This window comes from Kitasatospora sp. cg17-2 (assembly GCF_054031055.1).
This window is the reverse complement of record NZ_CM132923.1, coordinates 8371528-8390797: the sequence shown is the minus strand read 5'-3', so window position 1 is coordinate 8390797 and position 19270 is coordinate 8371528. Positions and strand designations below refer to the sequence as shown.

At 74.3% G+C, this 19270-nt stretch carries 20 protein-coding genes; 10 read left to right on the top strand and 10 right to left on the bottom strand.

The genetic code is table 11. The annotated features are described in order from the left end of the window. Positions 1–86: 86 nt before the first annotated feature. The 3 genes from ACW14Y_RS35220 to ACW14Y_RS35210 all read left to right on the top strand — a co-directional run bounded on the left by ACW14Y_RS35220 (position 87) and on the right by ACW14Y_RS35210 (position 3233). A complete protein-coding gene (locus ACW14Y_RS35220) occupies positions 87–1079 on the top strand; it encodes a GlxA family transcriptional regulator (RefSeq protein ID WP_456984766.1) in 993 nt (330 codons plus the stop codon). A 70-nt stretch (positions 1080–1149) separates the two neighbouring features. After that, entirely contained in the window at positions 1150–1779 is a 630-nt protein-coding gene (locus tag ACW14Y_RS35215) for a cysteine hydrolase family protein (RefSeq protein WP_456984765.1), read from the top strand. Positions 1780–1862: 83 nt separating this feature from the next. Continuing rightward, on the top strand, positions 1863–3233 hold the full coding sequence (locus tag ACW14Y_RS35210; protein ID WP_456984764.1) for a HEAT repeat domain-containing protein: 1371 nt from the start codon (positions 1863–1865) through the stop codon (positions 3231–3233). Positions 3234–3261: 28 nt separating this feature from the next. Here the strand turns inward: ACW14Y_RS35210 and ACW14Y_RS35205 are convergent, their stop codons facing one another. The 3 genes from ACW14Y_RS35205 to ACW14Y_RS35195 all read right to left on the bottom strand — a co-directional run bounded on the left by ACW14Y_RS35205 (position 3262) and on the right by ACW14Y_RS35195 (position 6554). Beyond that, the gene (locus ACW14Y_RS35205) at positions 3262–4662 is read right to left on the bottom strand and encodes an amino acid permease (RefSeq protein ID WP_456984763.1); all 1401 of its coding nucleotides are present in this window, start codon (positions 4660–4662) and stop codon (positions 3262–3264) included. A 179-nt stretch (positions 4663–4841) separates the two neighbouring features. Beyond that, positions 4842–5114 (bottom strand): helix-turn-helix domain-containing protein, encoded by a 273-nt coding sequence (locus ACW14Y_RS35200; RefSeq protein WP_380435526.1) that lies wholly within the window; start codon positions 5112–5114, stop codon positions 4842–4844. Between the two features lie 171 nt (positions 5115–5285). Beyond that, positions 5286–6554 (bottom strand): pyroglutamyl peptidase, encoded by a 1269-nt coding sequence (locus tag ACW14Y_RS35195; protein WP_380300212.1) that lies wholly within the window; start codon positions 6552–6554, stop codon positions 5286–5288. A 181-nt stretch (positions 6555–6735) separates the two neighbouring features. Here ACW14Y_RS35195 and ACW14Y_RS35190 point away from each other — a divergent pair, with 181 nt between their 5' ends. After that, the gene (locus ACW14Y_RS35190) at positions 6736–7347 is read left to right on the top strand and encodes a TIGR03086 family metal-binding protein (RefSeq protein WP_456984762.1); all 612 of its coding nucleotides are present in this window, start codon (positions 6736–6738) and stop codon (positions 7345–7347) included. 52 nt (positions 7348–7399) lie between these two features. On the opposite strand, the gene ACW14Y_RS35185 is transcribed toward ACW14Y_RS35190, so the two are convergent. Beyond that, a complete protein-coding gene (locus ACW14Y_RS35185; protein WP_456984761.1) occupies positions 7400–7900 on the bottom strand; it encodes a hypothetical protein in 501 nt (166 codons plus the stop codon). Between the two features lie 447 nt (positions 7901–8347). Between ACW14Y_RS35185 and ACW14Y_RS35180 the strand changes: the two genes are divergently transcribed. Next, positions 8348–8872, top strand: a complete 525-nt coding sequence (locus tag ACW14Y_RS35180; protein WP_456984760.1) for a hypothetical protein — start codon at positions 8348–8350, stop codon at positions 8870–8872. A gap of 25 nt (positions 8873–8897) precedes the next feature. On the opposite strand, the gene ACW14Y_RS35175 is transcribed toward ACW14Y_RS35180, so the two are convergent. From ACW14Y_RS35175 to ACW14Y_RS35165, 3 genes are read right to left on the bottom strand one after another with little or no spacing between them, the layout of a single operon-like run. After that, positions 8898–9749, bottom strand: a complete 852-nt coding sequence (locus ACW14Y_RS35175; RefSeq protein ID WP_380300208.1) for an ABC transporter permease — start codon at positions 9747–9749, stop codon at positions 8898–8900. Beyond that, a complete protein-coding gene (locus tag ACW14Y_RS35170; protein ID WP_456988331.1) occupies positions 9709–10578 on the bottom strand; it encodes an ATP-binding cassette domain-containing protein in 870 nt (289 codons plus the stop codon). The genes ACW14Y_RS35175 and ACW14Y_RS35170 overlap by 41 nt, the downstream gene beginning before the upstream one ends. Then, a complete protein-coding gene (locus ACW14Y_RS35165) occupies positions 10575–11099 on the bottom strand; it encodes a MarR family winged helix-turn-helix transcriptional regulator (protein ID WP_456984759.1) in 525 nt (174 codons plus the stop codon). Before ACW14Y_RS35165 ends, ACW14Y_RS35170 begins: the two co-directional genes overlap by 4 nt. Positions 11100–11269: 170 nt before the next feature. Here ACW14Y_RS35165 and ACW14Y_RS35160 point away from each other — a divergent pair, with 170 nt between their 5' ends. Continuing rightward, the gene (locus ACW14Y_RS35160; RefSeq protein ID WP_456984758.1) at positions 11270–12514 is read left to right on the top strand and encodes an MFS transporter; all 1245 of its coding nucleotides are present in this window, start codon (positions 11270–11272) and stop codon (positions 12512–12514) included. Here the strand turns inward: ACW14Y_RS35160 and ACW14Y_RS35155 are convergent. Both ACW14Y_RS35155 and ACW14Y_RS35150 read right to left on the bottom strand, forming a co-directional pair. Continuing rightward, positions 12498–12836 (bottom strand): hypothetical protein, encoded by a 339-nt coding sequence (locus ACW14Y_RS35155; RefSeq protein ID WP_456984757.1) that lies wholly within the window; start codon positions 12834–12836, stop codon positions 12498–12500. The genes ACW14Y_RS35160 and ACW14Y_RS35155 overlap by 17 nt on opposite strands. Before the next feature lie 65 nt (positions 12837–12901). Beyond that, a complete protein-coding gene (locus ACW14Y_RS35150) occupies positions 12902–14401 on the bottom strand; it encodes an amidase (RefSeq protein ID WP_456984756.1) in 1500 nt (499 codons plus the stop codon). Positions 14402–14501: 100 nt separating this feature from the next. Here ACW14Y_RS35150 and ACW14Y_RS35145 point away from each other — a divergent pair, with 100 nt between their 5' ends. The 3 genes from ACW14Y_RS35145 to ACW14Y_RS35135 all read left to right on the top strand — a co-directional run bounded on the left by ACW14Y_RS35145 (position 14502) and on the right by ACW14Y_RS35135 (position 17593). After that, on the top strand, positions 14502–15350 hold the full coding sequence (locus tag ACW14Y_RS35145; RefSeq protein WP_456984755.1) for a helix-turn-helix domain-containing protein: 849 nt from the start codon (positions 14502–14504) through the stop codon (positions 15348–15350). 61 nt (positions 15351–15411) lie between these two features. Further along, positions 15412–15828, top strand: coding sequence for a hypothetical protein (locus ACW14Y_RS35140; RefSeq protein WP_456984754.1), 417 nt, complete (start codon positions 15412–15414; stop codon positions 15826–15828). Between the two features lie 151 nt (positions 15829–15979). After that, the gene (locus ACW14Y_RS35135; protein ID WP_456984753.1) at positions 15980–17593 is read left to right on the top strand and encodes a phytoene desaturase family protein; all 1614 of its coding nucleotides are present in this window, start codon (positions 15980–15982) and stop codon (positions 17591–17593) included. Positions 17594–17659: 66 nt separating this feature from the next. On the opposite strand, the gene ACW14Y_RS35130 is transcribed toward ACW14Y_RS35135, so the two are convergent. Further along, positions 17660–18370 (bottom strand): hypothetical protein, encoded by a 711-nt coding sequence (locus ACW14Y_RS35130; RefSeq protein ID WP_380300200.1) that lies wholly within the window; start codon positions 18368–18370, stop codon positions 17660–17662. A 262-nt stretch (positions 18371–18632) separates the two neighbouring features. Between ACW14Y_RS35130 and ACW14Y_RS35125 the strand changes: the two genes are divergently transcribed. Continuing rightward, complete coding sequence (locus ACW14Y_RS35125; protein WP_456984752.1) at positions 18633–19187, top strand: TetR/AcrR family transcriptional regulator; 555 nt, start codon at positions 18633–18635, stop codon at positions 19185–19187. Positions 19188–19270: the final 83 nt, after the last annotated feature.

The following is a 19270-nucleotide window of genomic DNA, read 5'->3' as shown; positions in this document are numbered from 1 at the left end:
CTCACCTCCCGCCGTCCCGTGCCGTGTCCGGATGTGACAGGGAATCGTCATTGCCGCCGTCCGGCCGCCCGGCCGAGGATGGAGCCATGCCCACTCCGCACCGGGTCGTCATCGCGGTCTTCCCCGATGTCGACCTCCTCGACGTCACCGGCCCGGCCGAGGTGTTCGCGCTGGCCAACCGGGAGACCGGTGGCCGGGCCGGTTACGACGTCCGGCTCGCCGGTCCGGTCGGCGGCGCCGTCCGGACCTCGGCGGGGGTGCGGCTGCTCGCCGACCTCTCCTTCGCCGAGGTCGGCGCCGACGTGGACACCCTGCTGGTGCCGGGCGCGGTCGAACTGACCGACCACGGACCGGTGGCCAAGGTCGACACCACCGTCGTCGACTGGGTGCGCGAGACCGCGCCGCACGCCCGCCGGGTGGCCTCGGTGTGCGTGGGCGCCCACGTCCTCGCGGCCGCCGGGCTGCTGGACGGGCGGACGGCGACCACCCACTGGTCGACCGCCGCACAGCTCGCCGCCGATCATCCCGAGGTGACGGTCGACCCCGACCCGATCTTCGTCCGCACCGACCGGGGCCGACTGTGGACCGGGGCCGGCATCAGCGCCTGCCTGGACCTCGCCCTCGCCCTGGTGGCCGAGGACCAGGGCGAACGGACGGCGCTGGCGGTGGCCCGGCAGCTGGTGATGTACCTCAAGCGGCAGGGCGGGCAGAGCCAGTTCTCCGTCCCGCTGAGCCACCCGGCCGGCGAGCGGCGCGACATCGACGAGCTGCTGCGGTGGATCGCCGAGCACCTCGACGGCGACCTCTCCACCCCGGCCCTGGCCGCCCGGATGTGCCTCAGCGAGCGGCACTTCGCCCGGGTCTTCACCCAGGAGACCGGCGCCGGCCCGGCCGGCTACGTCGAGGCGGCCCGGGTGGAAGCGGCCCGGCGCCTGCTGGAGACCACCGACCGACCGCTCGACCAGGTCGCGGCAGCGGCCGGACTCGGCTCGGCGGAGACCCTCCACCGGGCCTTCCGCCGCCGGCTCGCCACCACCCCGGCCGCCTACCGCCGCCGCTTCCGCACCCCGGCCGGCTGACAACCCCTTCCCTTCACGCGGCGCTCCCGCATGCCCTCGAACACCCGAAATGTCCTGGAAAGGCACCTTTGTGACCACGCACACCACCACCCCGGCCACTCCCCTGCGCACCGTGATCGGCCTGGACGACCGGCTGCCCCGGCTGGCCGACTCCGTCCTCCTGATGATCGACTTCCAGCACACCTACCGCACCGGCGTGATGGCCCTGGACGGCGCCGAGGAGGCCCTCGCCTCCGCCGCCGACCTCCTGCGGCGCGCCCGCGCGGCGGGCACCCCGGTGATCCACATCGTCAACGACGGCGGCCCGGGCACCCCGTACGACATCCGGGCCGACATCGGCGCCATCAGCGCCGAGGTCGCTCCGGTCGCCGGCGAACCCGTCGTCGTCAAGACCTTCCCCGACGCCTTCCACGCCACCGAGCTCACCGCGACCCTCACCGGCCTCGGCTTCGCCCCGGAGAGCGGCAAGGACCTCGTCCTGGCCGGCTTCATGACCCACATGTGCGTCACCTTCACCGCCCAGGGCGCCTTCCGCCTCGGCTACCGCCCCACCGTCGTCGCCTCCACCACCGCCACCCGCCCCCTCGCCGCCCCCGACGGCACCCTCGTCCCCGCCGCCGCCCTGCAGGCCGCCGCCCTCACCACCGTCACCGACCTCTTCGGCCTCGTCGCCCCCACCCCGGCCGCCCTCCCCGCCTGACCGGCCCCGGGGCGTACCCCGGGCCGGGCACCGGCCCGCCGCTCGACTAGGTTGCTCTCCTCGAAACACCATCAGGGGGAGCAATGACGGATTCGCCGTCGGACCTGGCCGACCGGTTGGCCGGTGCCGTCACCACCGGGGACACCGAGGCGGTGCGGGCCTGTCTGGAACAGGGCGCACCACCGGACACCCCGGGTCCCGACGGCCTGCCCCTGCTCTGCACGGCGGTGGCGAGGCTCGACCACTCCACCGCGGAGGTCCTGGTCGACGGGGGCGCCGACCAGGACCGTGAGCTTCCGGACGGCAGCACCCCCTTGCTGCGGGCGGTCGACACGGGCTCACCCACGTTGGTGTCCATGGTGCTCGGGACGGCCCCTCGGCTCCGTCTGCCGGAGACCTCCCGGCAACAACTCCTCGACCTCGCGCGGCACTGGTTCGAGACCGGCGTCGTCGAGGAGCTGCGCCGTCGGACGGGATCCGCCGAACCGGCCGCGGTCCGCCGGGTCGACGAACCGGCGGGCGACACGATCGAGGAGGTGTCTCTGGGCGGCCGCACCGTGCGGGACGGGCACGGGGCGATCCTCACCCACCTCGAATGGGCCTTCGGTCTGTTCCCGCCCCTCGACGAAGTGATGGCACGCGTCGTCCCGCACACGCCGGACGACGACAGCAACTGGTTCGCCGCCACCTACTACCCGAGCCTGCGCGGCGGCCCACGCATCCGGGCCGCGCTCACCGAACTACGGCGGCACCCCGATCCCCTGCGCCGCTACTTCATCGCCCAGGTGATGTGGCACCGGAACCTCTTCGGAACGGTGGACCGCGCGCCGGACCTCGCCCAGGACAGCGACTTCCTGGCCTCCTGGGCACTGGAGGAGCCCGACGGGCGGGTCCTCGCCGCCGTCCTGGGCGTCTACGCCGGCCACGACCATCCGGAGCAGGAGACCATCGGACTGCGGTATGTCGGCCACCCCGACCCCCGCGTCCGCGGCGAGGTCGTGTGGTGCCTGAGCCAGGAGCGGACCGCCCGCAGCGACGCGGCCGCATCGGCGCTGCTCGGCCTCGTCCACGATCCCGCGCCCGAGGTCCGGGCTTCCGTCGCCCAGGCCCTCGGCCCGCAGTTCACTCCCGACCGCCGACTGGAGCCGTTGGCCCTGGACGCCCTGCTCCGACTGGTCCGCGACGAGAGCCGCGACGTTCGGCACCGCGCCGCGGAGTCCCTCTCCGGCTACGACGACCGAAGCGCCCCCGTCCTGGAGGCCTTCCTCGTCCTCCTCGACGAGGACGACGCGAATCTGCGCCTGGAGGCCGCCTGGGCACTCGCCCTCCGCGACGACCCCCGCACCGAGGCCGCGTACGCGCGGGTCGGACCGCTCGACGTGTTCTCGCAGCACGACCACCGGACCTCCGGCCTCTGGAACTACCGGGCGAGCCATCGGAGCGACCAGGGCTGAACGGAGTGACCCGCCCGCGGGGGGACCGTCAGCGGCGGCGGGCGGTCCGGGCGGTCCGGACCGCGTGGACGAGGACGCCGGCGAGGAGGAAGAGGGCGCCCTGGCAGATGGCGGCGTAACCGGAGCCGACGGCCAGCCAGGCGGAGAAGCCGAAGGCGCCCAGCGCGAGGACGAGGTCGCGGGCGAGGCGGGCGGGGGCGACGCGGGTGCGGTCGCCGCGCAGCAGCCAGCGGAGCTGGGCGGCGGTGGAGAGGAGGTAGGGGACCGTCGCGGTGAAGGTGGTGACCAGCACCAGGGTGTCGAAGGCGGACTTCGCGCCCGAGGCGAAGTTCAGGACCGTGAGCAGCGAGGCGAGGGTGACGCCGACCAGGACGCCGACGACGGGGACGCCGCGGCGTTCGACGGTGAAGACGGCGGGGAACAGTCCGTCCTTGGCGGCGGCGCAGGGGGCCTGGGCGGAGAGCAGGGTCCAGCCGTTGAGCGCGCCGGTCATCGAGACCAGGGCCGCGACGGCGACGGCCGTTCCGCCCCAGGAGCCGCCGAAGACGGTGTTCACGGCGTCGGAGAAGGGCGCGGTGGAGTGGATCAGCCGCTCGTGGGCCACGGTGCCGAACACGGCGAGCGTGCCCAGCAGGTAGACCACCGCGGCGCCGGCGGTGCCGAGCACGCTGGCGCGGCCGACGTTGCGTTCCGGGTCGCGGACCTGGCCCGCGCTCATGGCGGCCGACTCCACGCCGAGGTAGCTGAAGAGCAGGATCGCGGCGGCGGCCGTCGTCCCGCCGAGCCAGCCCTCGCCGGTCGCGTCGAAGGGGCCGAGGTTCGCCGGGTCGAAGGCGGTGAGACCGGCCACCGAAACCACCATCAGGGCGACGAACTTCAGTACGGTGGAGACGAGTTGGACGGTTCCGACGTACCGGGTGCCGGCCAGGTTGGCGAGCGCGGGCAGCCATTGGACGGCGAGCGCGCAGGCGAGGGTGAGGCCGGTGGACCGGCCGAGGGGCCACAGCACGTCGAGGTAGCCGACGGCGGCGACGGCGAGGGCGGCGTTGCTGACCCAGGTGGTGACCCAGTACGACCAGGCGGCCAGGAAGCCGGCGAAGTCGCCGAAGGCCTCGCGCGCGTAGACGTACGGGCCGCCGGTGCGCGGGTCGCGGCGCGCGAGCCGGCCGAAGACCAGGGCCAGGGTGATCGCCCCGACGGTCAGCACGGCGAAGGCGAGCAGGCTGACCGTTCCGTAGGGGGCCACGGCGGCGGGGATCATGAAGATGCCGCCGCCGATGATGTTGCCCATCACCAGCGCGGTCGCGGTCGGCAGACCGAAGCGGCGGCCGGCCGGGGGCATGGCCGGAGCCTGGGGCGGGGGCGTCGGGTCGAGGTCCGTCCGCGTGGGTCGGGGTGCCTGCCGGGTCGCGGCCGGGCTGGTCTGCATGGGGACGTCGGGCCTTTCCTGTCCTGCGCGCTCGGTGGAGCGGACGCCCATGCTGGTGCAGGCGGCACCTTGTACCAAATCGATGGGATTTGTTCTCCGGACGGGCCCGCCCGCCGGAAAACCTCCGGTCGCGAAGCACCCGGACGGTCACTCGTCCGGTGCCGCCGCGGGGGCCGGGATCAACCGGCCGCGCCGGCCCTCGCGTCCACCGTCACGTCGGCCCTCGCGTCCGGCAACAGGTACACCGGGAGGTCCGCCCGGCGCTTGACCCCGAGCTTGCGGTAGGAGCTGGTCAGATGCTGTTCGACGGTGCTGACGGTGAGGAAGAGCTCATGGGCGATCTGACGGTTGGTGCGTCCTCGCGCCGCCAGCTCGGCCACCCGGAGCTCGGCCCGGCTCAGCCCGACGGGCCGCCGCGCGCCGGGCCCGCGTTCGCCGCGGGTGTCGGGCACACCGACGTCCCGCTCCTTCTCCACCGACCACATGAGCTGTCATCCCCCGATGAACATGTGCGACCGCACGATTCTGCCATGTGCGCGGCAGGCGTATCCACCGGTGGGGCGGCGGGCGGCGGCACCCCGGCCGCCGCCCGCATCCACCTGCTTGTACCGGCCGACCTCTCGTCAGCCCGAGGTGTGCCGCAGGATGTCGAGGACCTCGCCGGTGATCGCGGCCTCGTTCTGTTCGAAGTCCGGCCCGGTCAGCAGCTCCGGCCGGTCCGGGAGGCCGGTGAGCACCGGGGTGTGCAGGTGGCCGCCGGGCAGTTGCGGGGCGAGTTCCAGGCGCAGCCGGTTGGTGCGGTAGGCGACCTCGTTGGAGAGGTAGCCCCCGCCGCCGCCGGCGACCGCCCGCGAACCGGGGGTCGGCCCGTCCTCCCGGTCGACCGGCGCGGTCCCGCCGGCCGGGATCTCGGTGACGGTGGTGTTCAGTCGCGCCGGGTAGGGCTGCTGGACGGCGGTCATCGGGCCGGTGGGCAGGCTGGTGGCGATGAACTCGGCGCCCGGGCCGAGCCCGGGAGCGTTGACGGGGTGGTCCCGGGTGCCGCCGGAGAGCGCGCCGATGTTGTCGGGGTAGGGGTCGGCGGAGCGGGCGCGGCCGGCCCAGGCCTCCAGGGTGAACAGCCCGGGGTAGCCCTGGCTGATGGTGGTGATGAGGTCCGCGGCGCGGGGGCCGCGGGTGAGCTTCGGGGCGTAGGCGCGCTCGACGAGGCCTCGGTCGAAGTCGCCGTAGCGGACCGGGAAGAGCACCGATCGGATCTCGGCCGGGGTGCCGTCGGCCAGGGTGATCCGGCGGCCGTCGAGTTGCAGGGCGGCCGAGCCGGAGGGGTTGGCGCGGCGCGGTTCGGCGTCCAGGCCGAAGGGGTCGAAGCCGCTGATGAAGATCCGCCGCACGCCCGGGCGGCCGCTGAACCCGCTGTCGGCCAGTCCGCGCGAGGCGTCCTCGAAGCGCTGCCGCAGCGCGGCCGGGTCGACGGTGAAGCCCGGCTGCCAGCGCGCGAGGCGGACGGTCATGGCGACCCTGGTCCAGTAGAGCGGCCGGTCGTCGGCGGTCGGCAGGTCGCCGCCGGGGCGGCGGCCCTGGGCGCGGTCCACGCCGGCCCGCCAGAGCGCCCCGCCCCAGGCATCGAGGAGCCGACCGGCCTCGTCGGCGTTCCGGGAGCTGCACAGCGCGGCGGGGAACCGGGCGACGAAGTCGCCGAAGCCACCGCGGTCGGTCAGCGCGGCGGTCCGCGGGTCCGAGGTGCGGGCCTGTTCCCGGTCGAGCGGCGCGGACTCGACGGTCCGGCAGCCGGGACCGGCCGCGTGGGCGGTGGCGGCGGTGGGGAGGATCGAGGCGGCGAGAGCGCCGATGAGGGTCGCGGTGAGGGCGGCCCGGCGCCGAACGGTCGTCATGGCGTGGACATTACAGAGGCCCTCCCGGCTCCACCAGAGCGCCTCACCACCACCACGCACAGTGAGCACGGGCCGCGCCTTCTTCCGGAGACCCCCAGCAGAAGCGGCCCCCACCCCTCTGGCGGGTCACGCCCCGTAGCGGTTTACTGGGAGTGAGCAGGGCAGAAACGGAGGCCCGGCGATGGAGTGTCCCCACCCACCCGGATTCCACACCGAGGTCCGCGAGCACTACGCGGCCACCGGCGCCGAAGTGGCCCGGCTGCTGCGCTCGGCGCCCGAGGACCTCTGGACCGCACCCACCCCGTGCCGCGACTGGGACGTGCGCACACTGGTGAACCACCTCGCCGCCCAGCACCTCTGGGTGTGCCAGGCGATCGCCGGCTACACCCCGGCCCAGATCGGCCACCGCTTCGAGGGCGACGTCCTCGGCCGCAACCCGCTGGGCGTCTGGACCATGGCCACGCGCAGCGCACAACGCGCACTCGCCCGGCCCGGCGCCCCCGACCTCCTGGTCCACCTCGGCTACGGCGTGCGGGACGCCGGCGGCTACGCCCGCGAACTCATCGCCGAGACCGTCGTCCACAGCTGGGACCTCTCCCGCGCCCTCGGCGAGCGCGGCCGGATCCCCCCGGGCTCCGCCCGCTACGCGCTGGCGGAGTTCCACGGCTACCGCGACCTGGCCGGCACCGGCCGCTTCGACCCACCGTTCGCCGCGCCGCCGGGCGCGGACGCCGAGGACCAGCTGCTGGCCCTCACCGGCCGCGACCCGGCGTGGTCGGCCGACCGCATCTGAGGCCGGCCGACGCGTTGCGCGCCGACGGCCCCGGGCGGATGCGGGGGGCGACTCAGGGGAAGGTCACCTCGTAGTTGCCGTTCTTGAGCTCGAAGTGGGCGACACCGGTGACACCCTCGTAGGCGTAGTTGCCACCGGTGATCGTGCCGTCGAACTCCTTGGCAGCTCCCTCGCCGAGGGGAACGACCACGGACAGGGTGACCTGCTTCTCCGGGCCGAACTTGAGCAGGCTGGTGCAGTACAGCTGGTCGGGGCCGGCCTCGACCTTGCTGCAGGTGGAGTAGATCGTGCCGATGGTGTTCTCGCCGTACTGGTCGAGGAGTGTCGTCCGGGTGCCGAAGGAGTTGCCCAGCTCCTGCGGCACCCCGCCCTGGGCGGTGGTGTACCCGCTGCTGCTGATGGTGACCCACGGGACCGACACAGCCCGGTGGTGGGCTCGGGCCGGGTCCTGACCGTCCGCCAGCGCCGGCACGCCCGTCGCGACGGTCGCACCGACCACCAGGGCGGCGACCGCCACGGGGAAGGGCTGCTTGAAGAAGGAGGGACGTCGCACAGGTTGCTCCAGGATCGTTCGGAATGAGGGCCCAATGGCCGATCCGTATCCGAGCGCACCGTTCGCGAGCGGATCGCCCGCCCCGCACGGACGGACCCGGCGATCCACTCCAACGGGCGACACCCACTCCCCCGTTTGCCGCCGGGCGCACCGGAGCAGCCGCTCAGCGGGCGAGGCGGCCCAGGAGGGCGGTCGCGAAGGTGAGGACGCCGAAGTCCAGCAGCGGGTGCGAGGGGGTGCCGATCAGGAGTCCGCGCAGGGCGTCGAACTGGTAGCTGCCGGCCCAGCACGGACCGCGACCCGGCGTGGTCGGGCGACCGCATCCGAGGCCGCCGCCGCGTTGCCCGACAGCCGAGCCCGGGCAGCTGATTCAGCCTCAAATTCCGCTGAGGGCTGGCCTATTCTGGACGGACAGCGACGGATTCGGGGACGGACGGCGGGGACGGCATGACCGACGGCGAGGAGGTCCGGAACAGCATCGACGGTTCCGAGGTGGCGAACGCCGTGCAGGCGGGGAGCATCGGCAGCCTGCACATCGGAGGAGCGGCGCAGGAGAACCACCTGCGCGAGTCGTACCGAGCCGCCCATGCGACCTTCCTGGCGATCGTCGAAGTGGCCTCCGGCATCACCTGGCGCGTCGTGGGTTCGAACCGCCGACAGCTGAAGACCTTGACCGCCCACTGCTCGTCCCTCGACGGCCTGGTCAGCGATTTCGACCTGTTCGCACCTGCCGAGGTCCGGTCGGCCTTTCACCGGGCGCGATTCGCCGCCCGACCGATACTCACCGACGCACAGCGGTCGCACGGAATTACATACCAGCCAGCCCTCCTTGTCGCGATCGACATTGCCGCGATCGTCAATCGCGAGCGACTGTCCCCCACGACCAACGATCGCGGCAACGCCAAGCTCGTGGCCGCGATGAACGATGCCACCAACGCCTTCGTCGAAGCAGTGCGGATCTCCACCCGGTAGCACCGCCCTCCCCCACGGGCCCTGCTCAGCGGGCGAGGCGGCCCAGGAGGGCGGAGGCGGAGGTGATGCCGAGGGCGGTGGCGAAGGTGAGGACGCCGAAGTCCAGCAGGAGGTGCGAGGGGGTGCCGATCAGGAGGCCGCGCAGGGCGTCGACCTGGTAGCTGAGCGGGTTGACCAGGCTGATCGCCTGGAGCCAGCCGGGCATCAGGTCGACCGGGTAGAGGGCGTTGGAGCCGAAGAACAGCGGCATCGTGATGGCTTGGCCAATGCCCATCAAGCGGTCGCGGGTGAGCACGATCCCGGCGATGGTCATCGAGAGGCAGGAGAAGAAGGCCGAGCCGAGGACCACCACCACGACGACCCCGAGCAGCCGCAGCGGGTTCCAGGTCATCGCCACCCCGAGCGCCGCCGCGAGCAGTACGACCACGACGGCCTGGATGACCGCCTTCACCCCGGCGGCGAAGGCCTTGCCGGTGACCAGGGCGGCTCGCGGGGTCGGTGTCACCAGCAGTTTGGTGAGCACACCGGAGTCCCGCTCCCAGATGATCATGATGCCGTAGAAGATCGCCACGAACATCGCGGACTGGGCGATGATCCCGGGGGCCAGGTAGTCCAGGTACGGGATCCCACCGGTGGGGATGGCCTTCAACCGGGTGAAGGTCTCGCCGAAGATCAGCAGCCAGAGCGCGGGCTGGATCGCCCGGGTGTAGACCTCGGTGCGGTCGTGGCGCAGCTTCTGGAGCTCGACCACGCACATCGCGGCGACCCGGGCTGGCACTTGGCGCCAGCCGGTGCGGGGCGGCGGGGGTACCAGCAGCAGGCCCAGGTCGGGTGCGTCAGCCGACGCGGTTGGCTGTGCGACGGGTCCGGCGGACATCGTTGAAGTCTCCTTCCGCGCTCTCGCCGCGGGCGAGTCCGCGGCCCGAGAAGTGGCGGAACACGTCGTCGAGGGTGGGATCGGGCAGGGCGGTGTCCTGCTCGTGGACCCGGGTCTTGAGTTCCTCGGGGGTGCCGAGGGCGCGGATCCGGCCCCGGTCCATGAGGGCGATCCGGTCGCAGTGGCGGTCGGCCTCGTCCATGTAGTGGGTGGTCACCAGCACCGTCATGCCAGTGGCGCGGCGGACGGCGTCGACCCGCTCCCAGACGCTCGCGCGGGCGATCGGGTCCAGGCCGATGGTGGGCTCGTCCAGCACCAGCAGCCGGGGGGCGCTGACCAGCGCCTGGGCGAGTTCCAACCGTCGCACCATGCCGCCGGAGTAGGTGCCGGCCGACCGGTCGGCGGCCTCGGTGAGGTCGACGGCGGCCAGCGCCTGGGCGACCCGCGCGGACCGTTCGGCGCGCGGCACGTCGAAGACCCGGGCGAACAGGGCGACGTTCTCCCGGCCGGTCAGTCCGGCGTCGGCGGAGAGCTGCTGCGGCACGTAGCCGAGCAGGCGGCGGACCTCCGCCCGGCGTCCGGCCGCGTCGTGGCCGAAGACCCGGACCATCCCGGAGGCGGTCGGCAGCAGGGTGGTGATCGCGCGGATGGTGGTGGTCTTGCCGGCGCCGTTGGGGCCGAGCAGGCCGAAGACCTCGCCGGCCCGCACGGTCAGATCGACGCCGTCGACGGCCGTGGTGTCGCCGCCCTTCCGCCGGCCCCGGCGGAAGGTGTAGGTCAGGCCTCGGCAGACCACCGCGTCGTCCGGCCCTGCCGTCCCGGTCGTCATGGTTGCCATGGTCCGGTCCTCCCTCCGGCGGCCGGGGCCGCCGTGCCCGGTTCGCCCGCGCGCTCGCGCAGGCCTGTCGCCACTCCGCGCAGCGCGGGCAGCGCGGCGGCCAGCGCCGCCCGGTCCTCGGCGGGCAGCCCCGCCACCACCTCGCCGACCAGCGCCTCCCGCCGGGCCCGCCAGGCCGCCAGCCGCTCCACGGCCTCGCCGGTGACGTACAGCAGGGCGGCCCGGCGGTCGGCCGGGTCCACCTCGCGGCGCAGCAGGCCGAGCCCGACCAGTTGGTTGACCAGGGTGGAGACCGAGTTGGCGGCGAGGCACAGCTCGGCGGCGGCGTCGGAGACCCGCAGGCCGGGGAAGTCCGCCACCAGCCGCAGCAGTTCGACCTGCGCACCGCGCAGCCGGGGCTCGGCCAGGCCCTCGCGCAGCCGCCGTCGCACCAGGCGCTGGATCCCGACGAGGAGGGTGGAGAACTCCTCGCCCAGCGCCGGGTCGGACGGGTCCGGGGTGGCGGCACTCATGTCTCCGATTTTAGCTCTCAGTGAGAGCTATCTGTCGAGGGGCGGGACGGTTCACGTCCGATTCACGCCGGACCGACCCCCCTCCGTCCTGGTGGACTTCGACACGGACCACGATCCGTCGCCGGAGCGTCCGTGCCCGCCCCACCCCTCGGAGAACAGGAGCTTCCGCCGTGCCCGAGACCGTGCCGAAGCCGCAGACCGTACCCGTGCACCTGCCGGAGCCGGCGACCGAGACCGTGGCCGGGACCCGGCGCCGGACCGGCGGCCTGCCGGCCGTCCTCGCCGTCACGACCGGCGTCTTCGCCATCGTCACCACCGAGATCCTCCCCGTCGGACTGCTCGGCCCGATCGGAGCCACCTTCCGGATCTCCGACGGCACCACCGGCCTGATGATGACCCTGCCCGGCCTGGTCGCCGCCGTGGCCGCACCCGCCGTCACCGTCGCGACCCGGCGGGCCGACCGGCGCACCGTGCTCTGCGCCCTGCTGCTGCTCCTGGCCCTCGCGGACCTGCTGAACGCGGTGGCGCCCGCCTACAGCGCCGTGCTGCTGGCCCGGGTCGCCCTCGGCCTGGTGATCGGCGCCTTCTGGTCCATCGGTTCCGGGCTCGCCCCGCGCCTCGTCCCGGCCGAACGGCAGGCCCGGGCCAACACGGTGATCCTCACGGCCGTCCCGCTCGGTTCCGTTCTCGGCGTCCCGGCCGGCGTCCTGCTCGGCTCCCTCGCCGGCTGGCGCGCGGCCTTCGCCGCGATGGCCGTCCTGACGCTGCTCGCGCTGGCCGCCCTGCTGGCGACGCTGCCCCCGCTGCCGCCGCCCGCCACCACCACCGGCCTCGGCGTGCTGCGCGGACTGCTCACCGGCCGGGGCACCCTGGCCGGTCTCGCGGTGACCTTCCTGATCGTGCTGGCCCACTTCGGCGCCTACACCTACGTCACCCCCTTCCTCACCGAGGTCACCCGGGTCGGGCCCGGCACGATCAGCGCCCTGCTGCTCGGCTACGGAGCCGCCGGACTGCTCGGCAACCTCCTCGGCGGCGCCCGCGCGGCCCGCGCCCTGCGGCCCGCCTTCGTGTCGGTCGCCGTCCTGCTCGCGGCCGCCACGCTGCTGCTGCCGGTGCTCGGCACCGACCGGCCGGGCGCCACCGCCCTGCTGCTGGTCTGGGGAGCGGCCTACGGAGCCGTGCCGGTCTGCTCGCTCAGCTGGTTCCTCGCCGCGGCGCCGCACGCCCCGGAGGCCGCCGGGGTGCTCTTCACCTCGTCGTTCCAGGCCACCATCGGGATCGCCGCGCTGGCCGGGGGCGGGGTCGTGGACCGGACCTCCCCCGGCACCGTGCTCGTCCTGGCCGGCCTCACCGCGCTGCTCGCCGCCGGGACCGCGCTGCTGACCGCCCCGGTCCCCGCTACAGCACGGCGATGAGCACGCCCGTGGGCACCAGGGTCAGCAGCGCGCTGGTCGTCCAGTACGCCCCGGCCGGGCCCCGGTCCGCGTACCGGTGCCGACGGCGGCTGCGCAGCAGGTGGTTGGCCAGCCACCAGAGGCCCGCGAACACCGACAGCACCGGCACCGCGAGCATGAACCACGGCAGCATCCCGTCGTTCTCCGTGGGATTGCGATCGGTCCAACCGAGCTCCGCCAGCGGCCAGTTGACGGCGAAGTACCAGAGCAGCCAGATCGGCACCACCGCCGGCAGGCCGAGCAGCAGGTTCACCGCGACGGCGGCGGTCGGGTACGTTCGCATCCGATCAGTATCCACGGGCCGCCGGCGGCCGGGTGGGCCCGGCCCGGTCCCGGGCGCCGGTGGACTCAGCCCAGGCCGGGCGGGCGGCGGTCGGCCCAGGGGTGGGCCAGCTCCAGCGTGCGGGACACCTGGAGCAGCAGGTCCTCGCGCCACGGCGCGGCGACGAGCTGCACCCCGACCGGCAGGCCGGTCGCCCCGTCGTGGTGGACCGGCAGCGAGACGGCCGGCAGGCCGGTCACGTTGAACAGGGAGGTGAACACCGCCATCGGATAGCTGTTCCGCAGCGCCGCCAGCGGATCCTTGTCGGTACCGGCCCGCCAGGCGCCGATGCGCGGCGGCAGGCACGCCATGGTGGGCGTCACCAGCAGGTCGAACCCGGCGACGAAGCCCTCGACGATGCGCCGCGACATCCGCTGGGCCCGCCGCACCCCCTCCGCGTAGGCCCACGAGTCGATCGCGTGCGCCGCGTCGCGCAGCGCCCGGTTGTGCGGCTCGATCCGCTCCGGGTCGGCCAGCGGCACCCCGGCGGCACCGAGGTTCCACAGCGCGGTGAACTCCTTGACCAGCTCCTCGGTCGGCGGCAGCGGGAGCGGGGTCCCGACGATGTGGTGGCCCGCCGCTTCGAGCGTGCGCAGCACGGCCTCGACGGCCGCCACGCAGGCCGGGTCCACGGCGATCCCGGCCAACGGCGGGTCCACCAGGACGCCGATCCGCAGTCCGGCGGGCGGGTCGGCCCACATCGCGTCGGCGAAGGAGCGGTCCGGGGCCGGGGGCGACCACCAGGCGGTCGGATCGTGGCGGTCGAGCACGTCGAGCACGGCCGCGGTGTCGGCCACGGTGCGGGTGACCACGCCGCCGATGCCGAGCCCCTCGACGACGACGGCCCCGTTGGTCACCCGGCCCCGGGTGGGCTTGAGGCCGACCAGGCCGGTGCAGGAGGCGGGGATGCGGATCGAGCCGCCGCCGTCCTCGGCGTGGGCGAGCGGCGCCATCCCGGCGGCGACGGCGACGCCCGCGCCGCTCGACGAGCCGCCCGGCGTCCGCTCCCGGTCCCACGGGTTGCGGGTGATGCCGAGCGCCTCGCTCTCGGTGAACGGCAGGCTGCCGAACTCGGAGGTGGTGGTCTTGCCGAGCAGGACGAACCCCGCGGCGAGGAACCGCCGGACGAGCGGCTCCGAGCGCTCGGCCGGGCCCCGGCCGGCGCCCGCGGACCCGTAGGTGGTGGGCCAGCCGGCCACGTCCAGCAGGTCCTTGATCGGCAGCGGGACGCCGTGGAACGGCGGGAGCCCGTCGGTGGAGGCGGCCCGGACGACCGCGTCGGCGGCGGCGGAGGCGGCCGCGCGGACGGCGTCGTCGTCCCGGAAGCAGAAGGCGTTCAGCGCCGGGTCGAGGGCGTCGATCCGGGCGAGGCAGTCCTCGACGACCTCGACCGGGCTCACCTCCTTCCGGCGGACGGCGGCGGCGAGCTCGACGGCGGAGCCGTAGGCGGTGGCGGGGGTGGTGCCGTGGGCGGCGACGGTGCCGGGAGCGGCGACGGTACTGGTTGCTTCGATCGACGGGTTCATCGCGAACTGTCCTCTCCGAACGGGGCGGTGGGTCCGCCCACCTCAGAGTCGCGCCGCCCGCGGCCCCGCGTCTTGGACGAATGTCGCGTAGCCTGGCGGTATGCGCCCCGTCGGTCCGACCCGCGCCCCCGCGCCGCTGTGGGACATCGCAACTCCCCCGCGTCCCGGCCGTATCCGCGGTGTCGGCATGGCCGGCTTCCGCGCCCTGGCCCCGATCGAGCTGGACGTGGTGCCGTACCCGGCCGTCACGGTCGCCCTCGACCTCGGCGACCCGCCGCTCGCCGTCGACGACGCGACCGGCCGCCGGACGTGCGGCAGCGTCGTGGTCGGACTCGCGCCCGGCGGCGTACGCGGCCACGGCAGCGCCATCACCTGCCTGCAGCTCCGGCTCGCCCCGCCGGTCGCGCACCGGATCCTGGGCGCCTCCTCGGAGTTGGCCGGCGCGGTGGTCGGGCTCGACCAGCTGTGGGGCCGCGAGGCCGCGCGGACCGAGGAGCGCCTGCGCGCCACCGCCTCCTGGGACGAGCGCTTCGCGATCGCCGAGGACGCGCTCCTCGACCGGTACGCGGACGGCCGCCCGGTCGACCCCGAAGTCGCCTTCGCCTGGGACCAGTTGGTCACCCACCGGGGCGCGGTGCGGATCGAGCGGATCGCCGCCGAGATCGGCTGGAGCCGCAAACGGCTGTGGTCCCGCTTCCAGGCCCAGACCGGCCTCGGCCCCAAGCACGCGGCCCGGCTCGTCCGCTTCGACGACGCCGCCCACCGCCTCGCCGCGGGCCACAGCGCCGCCCGGGTGGCGGCCGACACCGGGTACACCGACCAGTCCCACCTCCACCGCGACATCAGGACGTTCACCGGCACCACCCCCACCACCCTCGCCACCGCCCCCTGGCTCACCGTCGACCCCACGGCCTGGCCCACCACCAGGCCCGACGGCGATCAGTCCTGAACCACCCGGCCCGACCTCGCACCGACGAACCCCCGCCCCCGGCGGATGCGAAGATCGGAGCATGGTGCTCATCGGTGAGTTCTTCCTCGCCCAGGACGACGAGTCCGCCCGTCAGGTGCGCCCCCGCAGCAGTCACGACTTCCCGGCCGTGCGGTGCGACGGCATCTACCCGGACGACGCGGTTCAGATCTGGGAAGCCCGACTGACGGGCGCCATGAGCAACCTCCGTGATGTGGTGCCCCTGGCCAACGACGGATTCACCGTCTTCGCCGTCCCGGAACCGCTGTGCACGGCTCTGGCCGCCGCGGGAAGGGACCGGCTACGGGCCACCGCCCTCGTGTGGGCCGAGGCCACCTCCGAACCGGGCGATCCGATCTCGCCGGACGATGCGGTGGACCTTCTTGAACGTGCGGCGGCGCTGGCCGGCAGCCGCACGGAAATGCACCTCGACCTCTACTGCTGGTACTTCGCGCCCTGATCCCGCCACAGGGCTGCAGCGCCGCACCGCGACGGAGGCAGGCCCGACTGCCGAGCCGGGCGGAGCCTCACCCCGCGAACCGGCAGCCCGCCGCCGCGACCGCCGTGCACGGCTGTTCCGGAGCGGCAGGGCCGTGGCGTACCGTGACCGCATGGCTACCAACGGGTCCTCGCGGTACGACGCCGTGATTGTCGGCGGTGGGCACAACGGGCTGGTCGCCGCGGCGTACCTCGCGCGGGGCGGGTGCCGGGTACTGGTGCTCGAACGGCTGGCGCGGACGGGCGGGGCGGCGGTGTCCGCGGCGGCGTTCCCGGGGGTCGACGCCAGGCTGTCGCGGTACTCCTACCTGGTCAGCCTGCTGCCGGCGAAGGTGGTGCGGGAGCTCGGGCTGCGACTTGAACTCCGGCGGCGCCGGATCTCCTCCTACACCCCGGCCGTCCGGGACGGGAAGCCCACCGGCCTGCTGGTGGACGCCGGTGACCCCGGTCGGACCCGGGAGTCGTTCCGGGCGCTGACCGGCTCCGACCGCGAGTGGCGGGCCTGGCAGGAGTTCTACGGGACGACCGGGCGGGTCGCCGAGCGGGTGTTCCCGACGCTCACCGAGCCGCTGCCGTCACGGGCCGAGCTGCGCCGGCGGATCGGGGACGAGGCCGCCTGGACGGCCCTGTTCGAACGGCCGCTGGGCGAGACGGTCGAGCGGACCTTCACGGACGACCTGGTGCGCGGCGTCGTCCTGACGGACGCGCTGATCGGCACCTTCACCCACGCCCACGACCCCGCGCTCCGGCAGAACCGCTGCTTCCTCTACCACGTGATCGGCAACGGCACGGGCGACTGGGACGTCCCGGTCGGCGGCATGGGCGCGGTGACGGACGCGCTGGCCGGGGCGGCGCTGGCGGCCGGTGCGGAGATCCGGACCGGGCACGAGGTCACCGCGATCGCGGGCGACGGGCGCGGCGACGCCGAGGTGTCGTACCGGCACGCCGACGGCGAGGCGACGGTGGCCGCGCGCCGGGTGCTGGTGAACGCCGCGCCCGCGACGCTGGCGCGGCTGCTCGGCACCGCGCCGGAACCCGCGCCCGAGGGCGCCCAGTTGAAGGTCAATATGGTGCTGCGCCGGCTGCCGCGACTGCGCGACCCCGTCGCGGACCCGCGCGACGCCTTCGCCGGGACCTTCCACATCGCGGAGGGCTACCGGCAGTTGGAGACGGCGTACGCGGAGGCGGCGGCCGGCCGGATGCCCTCGGCGCCGCCGTCGGAGATCTACTGCCACACCCTCACCGATCCGTCGATCCTCGGGCCGGAGGCCGTCCGGCAGGGGCTGCAGACGCTGACCCTGTTCGGTCTGCACATGCCCGCCCGGCTGTTCGGCGACCCGGCGGCCAAGGAGCGCGCCCTGGCCGCGATGCTGGCGCAGCTGGACGCGGTGCTGGCCGAGCCGATCGCCGACTGCCTGGCCGTGGACGCCGACGGCCGGCCCTGCGTCGAGGCGCGGACGCCGCCGGAGCTGGAGCGGGAGCTCGGCCTGCCGGGCGGCCACATCTTCCACCGCGACCTGGCCTTCCCGTTCGCGGCCGAGGAGCCCGGGGCGACGGAAGGGACGAACGAAGGGGCGACGGCGGCCGAGCGCTGGGGCGTCGCGACGGCCCGTCCGGACGTACTGCTCTGCGGGGCGGGGGCCGTCCGGGGTGGCGGCGTCAGCGGCATCCCGGGGCACAACGCGGCGCGGGCCGCCCTGGAGGACCTGACTGCCCCGGCCCGGTAGCGCGGGGGGCGGGGGCCGACCGGGCACACCCCGGCCGGCCCCCACCGCAGTGGAGTCGGCGGTGCGTCAGGCGCGCGCGAGCACCCAGGCGCCGAGGCCGTTGCAGCCACCGGCCTGGTAGGTCGTGGACCGGAAGCCCGCCGGGACGGGCGAACCGGGACAGGTCAGCAGACCGACCCGGGCGATGTTGTGGAGCCACGCACCGGCGCCGTCACAGCCGGTCCGCTGGTGCCCGGTGATCACGTAGCCGGTGACGACCGGGGAGCCGGAGCAGGTCCAGATGCCGTCGTGCGGGAGGTTGTGCTGCCAGGAGCCGATGCCGCCGCAGCCGGCGCGCAGGTGGTTGCTGATGACGTAGCCGGGCACGACCGGCGAGCCGGAGCACGTCCATATGCCGTCCTTGACCAGGCTGTGGCGCCACGCGCCGATGCCGCGACAGCCGGGCTTGCTGTGATCGGTGATCACGTACCCGGCCACCACCGGGGAGCCGGAGCACGTCCAGATGCCGTCCTTGGCCGGCTCCTGGTACCAGGAGCCGCGGCCGCCGCAGCCCTTGGGATCGTGGTCGGTGTTGACGTTCCCGGGGTCGACGGCCTCGCCGGCACAGGCCCACCGGCCCGAGCCCCAGCCGGCGGGCTTGGCCTCGGCCGCGGTCGCGCCGGCCACCGTGCCGCCCAGGAGGACGGCCACGACCAGCGCGAAGGCCGCCACGACGGCGCCGGTCCCACGGTCGGCGACGGCGGCCGCCAGCCGCTTCCACATCCGATGAGTACTCATGTTCGATCCAATCCGGTCGGGTCGAGGAACGAAGAAGCGTCCCGGACGCCGGGGTCTCCGGCGGGGACGGGGCAACCCTAGAGTGATCACCGGGTGATGAATTGGTGCAGACCCCGAGAAAGTCCGTCACAGGACCCACTTTGTCCGAAATCCGTCCGTGCACCACCGAATGCCCACCTGACGGGACTTTCAGCCGGTGGGCGCACCGGCGTACGGCGCCCGGGTAAGGTGGTGGATCGTGGCCAGTCGTAAAACGTCGATCATGGAAGCAGCCGCGCGGGTGATCGCGCGGCGCGGGGTGCGCGGACTGCGGGTGGAGGAGCTCGCGGCCGAGGCGGGCGTGTCCACCGCGCTGATCTACTACCACTTCAAGGACCGCACCGGGATCCTCCGGCAGACGCTGGAGTTCATCAACGACCGGGCCGAGCGGTACACGACCGAGCGCGATCCCGACGCCCCGCCGCCGACCGCGCGCGAGGAGCTGGAGCAGACGCTGCTGCTGGAGCTCCAGGACACCGTCGAGGTGCGGGAGAACAGCACCGCCTGGGGCGAGCTGCGGGCGAGTGCGGTGTTCGACGAGACGCTGCGCGAGGACCTGGCGCGGGCCACCCGGATCTGGGTGCAGGAGGTCGCCGAACTGCTCGGCATGCTGCAGCCGATGTCCTCGGCGGTCGCACTGGCCGGGGCCGCCGAGCGGCTGACCGCGCTGCTGGAGGGCCTCAGCGTGCGCTGGCTCAGCGGGAGCCTCCCCCTGGCGCACGCCCGGACGCTGCTGTCCGAGGCGATCGACACCGAGGTGGCCCGGCTCGGCTCCTGAGCCCCGGGGCGAGCCCCCGAAGTCCCGGCCCGACTGCTGAGCGCAGCCGCCAAACCGGGCATCCACCGACAGAACACCCCCGA

What these genes read in the sequence shown, in the direction of transcription:
- ACW14Y_RS35220 (WP_456984766.1), top strand. Translation starts at nt 87, where the DNA reads ATGCCCACTCCGCACCGGGTCGTCATCGCGGTCTTCCCCGATGTCGAC.
- ACW14Y_RS35210 (WP_456984764.1), top strand. Translation starts at nt 1,863, where the DNA reads ATGACGGATTCGCCGTCGGACCTGGCCGACCGGTTGGCCGGTGCCGTC.
- ACW14Y_RS35205 (WP_456984763.1), bottom strand. Translation starts at nt 4,662, where the DNA reads ATGCAGACCAGCCCGGCCGCGACCCGGCAGGCACCCCGACCCACGCGG.
- ACW14Y_RS35195 (WP_380300212.1), bottom strand. Translation starts at nt 6,554, where the DNA reads ATGACGACCGTTCGGCGCCGGGCCGCCCTCACCGCGACCCTCATCGGC.
- ACW14Y_RS35190 (WP_456984762.1), top strand. Translation starts at nt 6,736, where the DNA reads ATGGAGTGTCCCCACCCACCCGGATTCCACACCGAGGTCCGCGAGCAC.
- ACW14Y_RS35180 (WP_456984760.1), top strand. Translation starts at nt 8,348, where the DNA reads ATGACCGACGGCGAGGAGGTCCGGAACAGCATCGACGGTTCCGAGGTG.
- ACW14Y_RS35175 (WP_380300208.1), bottom strand. Translation starts at nt 9,749, where the DNA reads ATGTCCGCCGGACCCGTCGCACAGCCAACCGCGTCGGCTGACGCACCC.
- ACW14Y_RS35170 (WP_456988331.1), bottom strand. Translation starts at nt 10,578, where the DNA reads ATGACGACCGGGACGGCAGGGCCGGACGACGCGGTGGTCTGCCGAGGC.
- ACW14Y_RS35165 (WP_456984759.1), bottom strand. Translation starts at nt 11,099, where the DNA reads ATGAGTGCCGCCACCCCGGACCCGTCCGACCCGGCGCTGGGCGAGGAG.
- ACW14Y_RS35155 (WP_456984757.1), bottom strand. Translation starts at nt 12,836, where the DNA reads ATGCGAACGTACCCGACCGCCGCCGTCGCGGTGAACCTGCTGCTCGGC.
- ACW14Y_RS35150 (WP_456984756.1), bottom strand. Translation starts at nt 14,401, where the DNA reads ATGAACCCGTCGATCGAAGCAACCAGTACCGTCGCCGCTCCCGGCACC.
- ACW14Y_RS35145 (WP_456984755.1), top strand. Translation starts at nt 14,502, where the DNA reads ATGCGCCCCGTCGGTCCGACCCGCGCCCCCGCGCCGCTGTGGGACATC.
- ACW14Y_RS35140 (WP_456984754.1), top strand. Translation starts at nt 15,412, where the DNA reads ATGGTGCTCATCGGTGAGTTCTTCCTCGCCCAGGACGACGAGTCCGCC.
- ACW14Y_RS35135 (WP_456984753.1), top strand. Translation starts at nt 15,980, where the DNA reads ATGGCTACCAACGGGTCCTCGCGGTACGACGCCGTGATTGTCGGCGGT.
- ACW14Y_RS35130 (WP_380300200.1), bottom strand. Translation starts at nt 18,370, where the DNA reads ATGAGTACTCATCGGATGTGGAAGCGGCTGGCGGCCGCCGTCGCCGAC.
- ACW14Y_RS35125 (WP_456984752.1), top strand. Translation starts at nt 18,633, where the DNA reads ATGGAAGCAGCCGCGCGGGTGATCGCGCGGCGCGGGGTGCGCGGACTG.